The organism is Promicromonospora kroppenstedtii DSM 19349 (genome assembly GCF_000515355.1).
In the GTDB taxonomy this organism is placed as follows: domain Bacteria; phylum Actinomycetota; class Actinomycetes; order Actinomycetales; family Cellulomonadaceae; genus Promicromonospora; species Promicromonospora kroppenstedtii.
The window spans coordinates 2,865-8,668 of sequence record NZ_KI911699.1 but is presented as its reverse complement, the minus strand read 5'-3'; the positions used below and the strand labels follow the sequence as shown (position 1 = coordinate 8,668).

Here is a 5,804-nt window from a genome sequence, read left to right as displayed (position 1 = left end):
CTGCCCGCCGCCCGCGACGAGCTCGCGCACGCTGCGCAGCACCTCGTCCTTCTGCGCGGCGCTCGCCAGGGCGCCCATCGTGACGCCCTCGGCCCGCGGGTCGCCCACGACGACGCGCTGCGCGATCCGCTCGCGCACGGCGTCGACCACGGCGTCCTGGCGGTCCGCCGGGACGATCACCCGCCGGATCGCGGTGCACTTCTGCCCGGCCTTCACGGTCATCTCGGTGACCACGGAGGCGACGAACGCCGTGAACTCCGGGCTCCCGGGCTCCGCGTCGGGGCCGAGCAGGGCGGCGTTCAGCGAGTCCGTCTCGGCGGTGAGGTGCACGCCCCGGCGGATCACAGCGTCGTCGACCGCGAGCACGCGCGCCGTGGAGGCCGAGCCGGTGAAGCCCACGGCGTCGCGCACGTCCAGGAAGTCCAGGAACCCGCGCGCCGGGCCGCTGACGAGCTGGAGCGACCCCTCCGGAAGGAGGTCCGCCTCGACGATCGCGCGCACCGCGGCCTCGGCGAGGTAGGCGGTGGCCGATGCCGGTTTGACGATCGTCGGCACCCCGGCGAGGAAGGCCGGGGCGAACTTCTCCAGCATGCCCCAGACGGGGAAGTTGAAGGCGTTGACCTGGAAGGCGACGCCCGGGCGCCGCAGCCGCACGTGCTGGCCGCCGAACGAGCCGTCGCGCGACAGGTTCTCCGGCGGGCCGTCGACCAGCACCTGCGCGTTGGGCAGCTCCCGGCGCCCCTTCGACCCGTAGGTGAACAGCACGCCGATGCCGCCGTCGATGTCGACCGTGCTGTCCCGCCGGGTCGCCCCGGTGCGCAGGCTCACCTCGTACAGGCCGTCCTTGACTCCGGTCAGGTGCTGCGCGAGCCGCTTGAGCAGGAGCGCCCGCTGGTGGAACGTCAGCGCGCCGAGCGCCGCCTGGCCGACCGTCCGGCCGTACTCGACCACGGCCCCCAGGTCGATGCCGCCGGCGGCGACCGACACGATCGGCTCGCCCGTCGCGGCGTCGCGCACCACCTGCCCGTCGCCGTCCGACGGCGGGCGCTGCCACGCCCCGAGGACGTAGCTGTCGAGCTGGCGAACCGGGGTCTCCGTCGCGGTCATGACGCTTCCTCTCCACTGTCCGAACGTGTCTCGTGCTCAGGCGATGTCACTCGTCCCACCGGAAGAACCCCTCGCCGGCCTTGCGCCCCAGCCGGCCCGCGGCGACCATCTCCCGCAGCAGCGGCGGCACGGCGAACCGCGGCCCCAGCTCGCGCTCGAGGTGCTCGGCGATGCCGAGCCGCACGTCCAGCCCGACCAGGTCGGTCAGCCGCAGCGGGCCCACCGGGAACCGGTAGCCGCGCACCATCGCGGTGTCGATGTCGGCGGGCGAGGCCACGCCTTCCTCGACCATGCGGATCGCCTCCAGGCCGATCGCGACGCCCAGCCGGGAGCTCGCGAAGCCCGGCGAGTCGGACACGACGATCGAGGCCTTGCCGAGGTCGGCCACCCACGCGGCCGCCTCCTCGACCAGGACCGGCACGGTCCTCGCGCCGCGCACGATCTCGACCAGGGCCGAGGCGGGCACGGGGTTGAAGAAGTGCAGCCCGACGAACCGCTCGGCGTGGTCCAGGTGGCCGGCCAGCGCGTCGACCGACAGGGACGAGGTGTTGGTCGCCAGCCAGGCCGTCGGCGGCAGCACCGCCTCGACACGGCCCAGGACGTCGACCTTGGTCGCGAGGTCCTCGGGCACGGCCTCGACCACGAGCCCGGCCGCGGCGACGTCGGCCACGCTGGTGGTCACCCGCGCCCGGCCCAGCAGCTCAGGGGCGGTCCGCGGGATGCTCCCCCGCTCCACGCTGGCCGCCACGGCGCGCTCCAGCCCTGCCCGGGCCCGGGCGGCCGCCTGGTCGTCCCGTTCGACGACGACCACCTCGGCGGCCCCCGCGAGGAGGAACGCGTGCGCGATCCCGACGCCCATGCGGCCGCCGCCCACCACACCGACCGTCCGCGGCAGCGTCATGGCTTCTTCCGATCCAGGAAGGCGGTCATCCGCGCGCGCTTGGCCGGCGACTCGAACAGCACGGACTGCGCGACGTCGTCGACGTCGGGGTGAGCGTCCCGTGGTGCCCGGAAGACCCGCTTGGTGTAGCGGACCGCGAGCGGGTCCTGCTCGGCGATACGGTCGGCGAGCGCGTCGGCCGCGGCGACCAGGTCGGCCGACGGGTGCACGGCGCTGACCAGCCCCGCCGCCAGGGCCTCGGCGGCGTCGAGCACCCGGCCGGCGAGCAGCATCTCCAGCGCGAGGGTCTCACTCACGAGCTCCTTGAGCCGCCAGGTCGCGCCCGCCGCAGCGATGATGCCGAGGCCCACCTCGGGGTTGCCGAACCGGGCGTTGACGCCGGCCAGCCGGAAGTCGGCGGCGTAGGCCAGCTCGGCGCCGCCGCCCAGCGCCCAGCCGTCCACGGCCGCGATCACCGGCATGGGCAGCCGCGCGATGCGCACGAACAGCCGGGAGTTGATGCCGGCCAGCGCGTCCTCGCGGCCGCGCTCGCGCAGCTCCGCGATGTCGGCGCCCGAGGCGAAGACCTTCTCGGTCCCGGACAGCAGCAGCAGGCGCGGGCGCTCCTCCAGCTCGGCGCAGACCGCGTGCAGCTCGTCGACCATCGCGCGGTCGATCGCGTTGCGCACCTCCGGGCGGTCCAGGCGCACGTGCAGGCGGTCCGCGCGGTCCTCCACGCGCCGCAGTGCTGGCATGGCCTCATCACCTCGGGTCGCGCGGGGGGGGGTAGCGTCGTCGCTACTTACTGACCGTTCGTTCTGTAGCAGCATCGCATGTGCGGTCGCCGGGTTCAAGACCGGTTCTGCTCGGGGCGCGGCTCCGCCGCGGCGGAATGCCTGACCTGGACGTCACCGCCTGGTTCGCGACTCGCACATGGCGCGCGCATCGCCGTTCCCACCTGAGGTTCTGTTCAGACCACGAGCTCCTGCCCGCAGAGCCGGCGTTGAAACGATGCAACATCGTGGCCCGAACAGAACCTCAGGAGTCGGCCGGCAGCGGCAGCGGTGCGCGCCACGTGCCAGACAACCGGCCGCGGCAAAGACCTAGGCGCGCAGACCCTCGAACGCCATGGCGACGACGGCGTCGGCGAGCTGGTCGGCACTGAGCCCGCCGCCGGGGCGGTACCACTCGACCAGGGAGTTGACCATGCCGAAGAGCAGCCGGGTCGCCGTGCGCGCGTCGACGTCGGATCGCAGGGCGCCGTCGGCCACGGCCTCCTCGACCAGCCGCGCCACCGCGTGGTCGAACTCGCGGCGGCGCGCCAGCGCCTCGCGCTCGACCTCGGTGTTGCCGCGGAGCCGCAGCAGGAGCGTGACGAACGGCAGCTCGGCCACGAGCACCCGCACCGCGCCGCGGAGCACGCGCTCCAGCCGGTCCAGCGCGCTCGCCGCCGGGTCGGGCTCGTCGAGCAGCCGCTCGAGCTTGCCGAGGGCACGCTCCAGCGCGAGCCGCAGCAGCTCCTCCTTGCCGCTCACGTGGTAGTAGATCGCGGACTTGCTGGTACCGAGGCGCTCGGCGAGCGCACCCATCGACGTCGCGTCGTAGCCGCGCTCGTTGAACGCCTGGACCGCTACCGACAGCACCGCGTCCAGGTCGTAGGCCACGCGCCCGGCGCGCCCGTTGCCGCCGCGTCGAGCGGGTGCGGGGGCGCCGTCGGGTTCGTCCATGCGAGCCAACCTAACCGACCCGGCGGGCATTGCCGCCACGTCCGGGCCGGTGCTAACCTGACTGAACGATCGGTAAGTAGGACTCCAGCGCAGGAGGCGGCATGCCCGCAGAAGACCCGCCCACGGCTGATCCCGCGGCCGGCGCCCCTGAGGCCGCGCGGCTCGCGGCCTTCGACGCCCTCATCGCCGACGACAAGCGGATCGAGCCCACCGACTGGATGCCCCCGGCGTACCGCAAGGCGCTCGTGCGGCAGATGTCGCAGCACGCGCACTCCGAGATCATCGGCATGCAGCCCGAGGGCAACTGGATCACGCGCGCGCCCAGCCTCAAGCGCAAGGCGATCCTCATGGCGAAGGTGCAGGACGAGGCGGGGCACGGGCTCTACCTCTACTCGGCGGCCGAGACGCTCGGCACCACCCGCGACGAGATGCTCGACGCGCTGCACTCCGGCAAGGCCAAGTACTCCTCGATCTTCAACTACCTGGCGCCGTCCTGGGCCGACATGGGCTCGATCGGCTGGCTGGTGGACGGGGCCGCGATCGCCAACCAGGTGCCGCTGTGCCGCGCGTCCTACGGGCCGTACGGGCGGGCGATGGTGCGCATCTGCAAGGAGGAGTCGTTCCACCAGCGGCAGGGCTTCGAGATCCTGCTGGCGCTGATGAACGGCACCGACGAGCAGCGCGCCATGGCGCAGGAGTCGGTGAACCGCTGGTACGCGCCGGCGTTGATGATGTTCGGCCCGCCCGACGCCGAGTCGCCCAACTCGCGGCAGAGCATGGCGTGGAAGATCAAGCGCTTCTCGAACGACGAGCTGCGCCAGCGGTTCGTCGACATGATCGTGCCCCAGGCCGAGATCCTCGGGATCACGCTGCCGGACCCGGACCTGCGCTGGAACGAGGAGCGCGGGCACCACGACTTCGGCGAGCTCGACTGGGCCGAGTTCCACGACGTGCTGCACGGGAACGGGCAGGCCAACTCGCTGCGCCTGGCCAAGCGCCGGGCCGCGCACGCCGAGGGCGAGTGGGTCCGGGAGGCCGCCCGGGCGTACGCCGAGCGCACCGCGACGAGCGAACGGATCGCCTCATGACCGCAGAGCCCCGCCGGGAGACCTGGCCCCTGTGGGAGGTGTTCGTGCGCTCGTCGCGCGGGCTGTCCCACGTGCACGCCGGGTCGCTGCACGCGCCGGACGCCGAGCTGGCCGTGCGCAACGCCCGCGACCTCTACACCCGCCGCAGCGAGGGCGTCTCGATCTGGGTCGTGCCCGCCGCCGCGATCACGGCGTCCGACCCCGACGCCAAGGACGCCTATTTCGAGTCGCCGCGCGGGAAGGACTTCCGGCACGCGACCTACTACACGGCCTCCCAGGCCGTGCCGCACCTCTGATCCCGGTACCCGCTGATCCAGCACCCGCTGGTCCTGCAACCACCCGACGCTCGATGGAGAGCCGATGCCGAACCCGCCCCAGCCCTCGTCCGCGGTCCTCACGCCCGAGGCGATCGCCGCCTCGGTGACCGAACGGGACAACCCGGTCCGCGCCGCCGACGACGTCGCGCGGTACGCGCTCGGCCTGGGCGACGACGCCCTGGTGCTCGCGCAGCGCCTGGGCTCGTGGATCGCGAACGCCCCCGAGCTGGAGGAGGACGTGGCGCTCGGCAACATCGCGCTCGACACGCTCGGGCATGCCCGCAGCCTGCTGACCTATGCCGGGTCGGCGTGGGACCAGACTGAGGACGACCTGGCGTACTTCCGGGACGAGGCCGACTTCCGGTGCCGGCAGATCTTCGAGCGTCCGAACGGCGACTTCGCGTGCACGATCGTGCGTCAGCTCGTGGTCTCGGCGTACTTCACGGCGCTGTACCGGAGCCTGTCCGGCAGCGCCGACGCCACGCTGGCGGCGATCGCGGCCAAGGCCGTCAAGGAGGTCGCCTACCACCTGGACCACGCCACGCTGTGGACGGTCCGCCTCGCGCTGGGCACCGAGGAGTCGCGCCGGCGGACGCTGGCCGGGCTGGAGGCGGTCTGGCCCTTCGTGGACGAGCTGTTCGCCGCCGACCCGGCGGCCGACGCGGTGCCCGACGCCGCGGTGGCG

At 73.4% G+C, this 5,804-nt stretch carries 7 protein-coding genes; 3 read left to right on the top strand and 4 right to left on the bottom strand.

What is annotated here, in order from left to right:
• The 4 genes from PROKR_RS31675 to PROKR_RS18220 form a co-directional block, all read right to left on the bottom strand.
• On the bottom strand, window positions 1-1,107 hold a 1,107-nt coding region (locus PROKR_RS31675; RefSeq protein ID WP_036965468.1), incomplete at its 3' end, for an aldehyde dehydrogenase family protein.
• 46 nt (window positions 1,108-1,153) lie between these two features.
• A complete protein-coding gene (locus PROKR_RS18230; protein ID WP_036965466.1) occupies window positions 1,154-2,008 on the bottom strand; it encodes a 3-hydroxyacyl-CoA dehydrogenase family protein in 855 nt (284 codons plus the stop codon).
• Window positions 2,005-2,742 (bottom strand): enoyl-CoA hydratase/isomerase family protein, encoded by a 738-nt coding sequence (locus PROKR_RS18225; RefSeq protein WP_036965464.1) that lies wholly within the window; start codon window positions 2,740-2,742, stop codon window positions 2,005-2,007. The genes PROKR_RS18230 and PROKR_RS18225 overlap by 4 nt, the downstream gene beginning before the upstream one ends.
• Before the next feature lie 348 nt (window positions 2,743-3,090).
• Window positions 3,091-3,714, bottom strand: coding sequence for a TetR/AcrR family transcriptional regulator (locus PROKR_RS18220; protein WP_036965462.1), 624 nt, complete (start codon window positions 3,712-3,714; stop codon window positions 3,091-3,093).
• 101 nt (window positions 3,715-3,815) lie between these two features.
• Between PROKR_RS18220 and paaA the strand changes: the two genes are divergently transcribed.
• From paaA to paaC, 3 genes are all read left to right on the top strand, one after another.
• Window positions 3,816-4,802: a 1,2-phenylacetyl-CoA epoxidase subunit PaaA gene (paaA, locus tag PROKR_RS18215; protein WP_036965460.1), complete on the top strand. Its 987-nt coding sequence runs from the start codon at window positions 3,816-3,818 to the stop codon at window positions 4,800-4,802.
• Window positions 4,799-5,098 (top strand): 1,2-phenylacetyl-CoA epoxidase subunit PaaB, encoded by a 300-nt coding sequence (paaB, locus tag PROKR_RS18210; protein WP_036965458.1) that lies wholly within the window; start codon window positions 4,799-4,801, stop codon window positions 5,096-5,098. Before paaA ends, paaB begins: the two co-directional genes overlap by 4 nt.
• A 64-nt stretch (window positions 5,099-5,162) precedes the next feature.
• On the top strand, window positions 5,163-5,804 hold a 642-nt coding region (gene paaC, locus PROKR_RS18205; RefSeq protein ID WP_036965456.1), incomplete at its 3' end, for a 1,2-phenylacetyl-CoA epoxidase subunit PaaC.

What these genes read in the sequence shown, in the direction of transcription:
- PROKR_RS18230 (WP_036965466.1), bottom strand. Translation starts at nt 2,008, where the DNA reads ATGACGCTGCCGCGGACGGTCGGTGTGGTGGGCGGCGGCCGCATGGGC.
- PROKR_RS18225 (WP_036965464.1), bottom strand. Translation starts at nt 2,742, where the DNA reads ATGCCAGCACTGCGGCGCGTGGAGGACCGCGCGGACCGCCTGCACGTG.
- PROKR_RS18220 (WP_036965462.1), bottom strand. Translation starts at nt 3,714, where the DNA reads ATGGACGAACCCGACGGCGCCCCCGCACCCGCTCGACGCGGCGGCAAC.
- paaA (WP_036965460.1), top strand. Translation starts at nt 3,816, where the DNA reads ATGCCCGCAGAAGACCCGCCCACGGCTGATCCCGCGGCCGGCGCCCCT.
- paaB (WP_036965458.1), top strand. Translation starts at nt 4,799, where the DNA reads ATGACCGCAGAGCCCCGCCGGGAGACCTGGCCCCTGTGGGAGGTGTTC.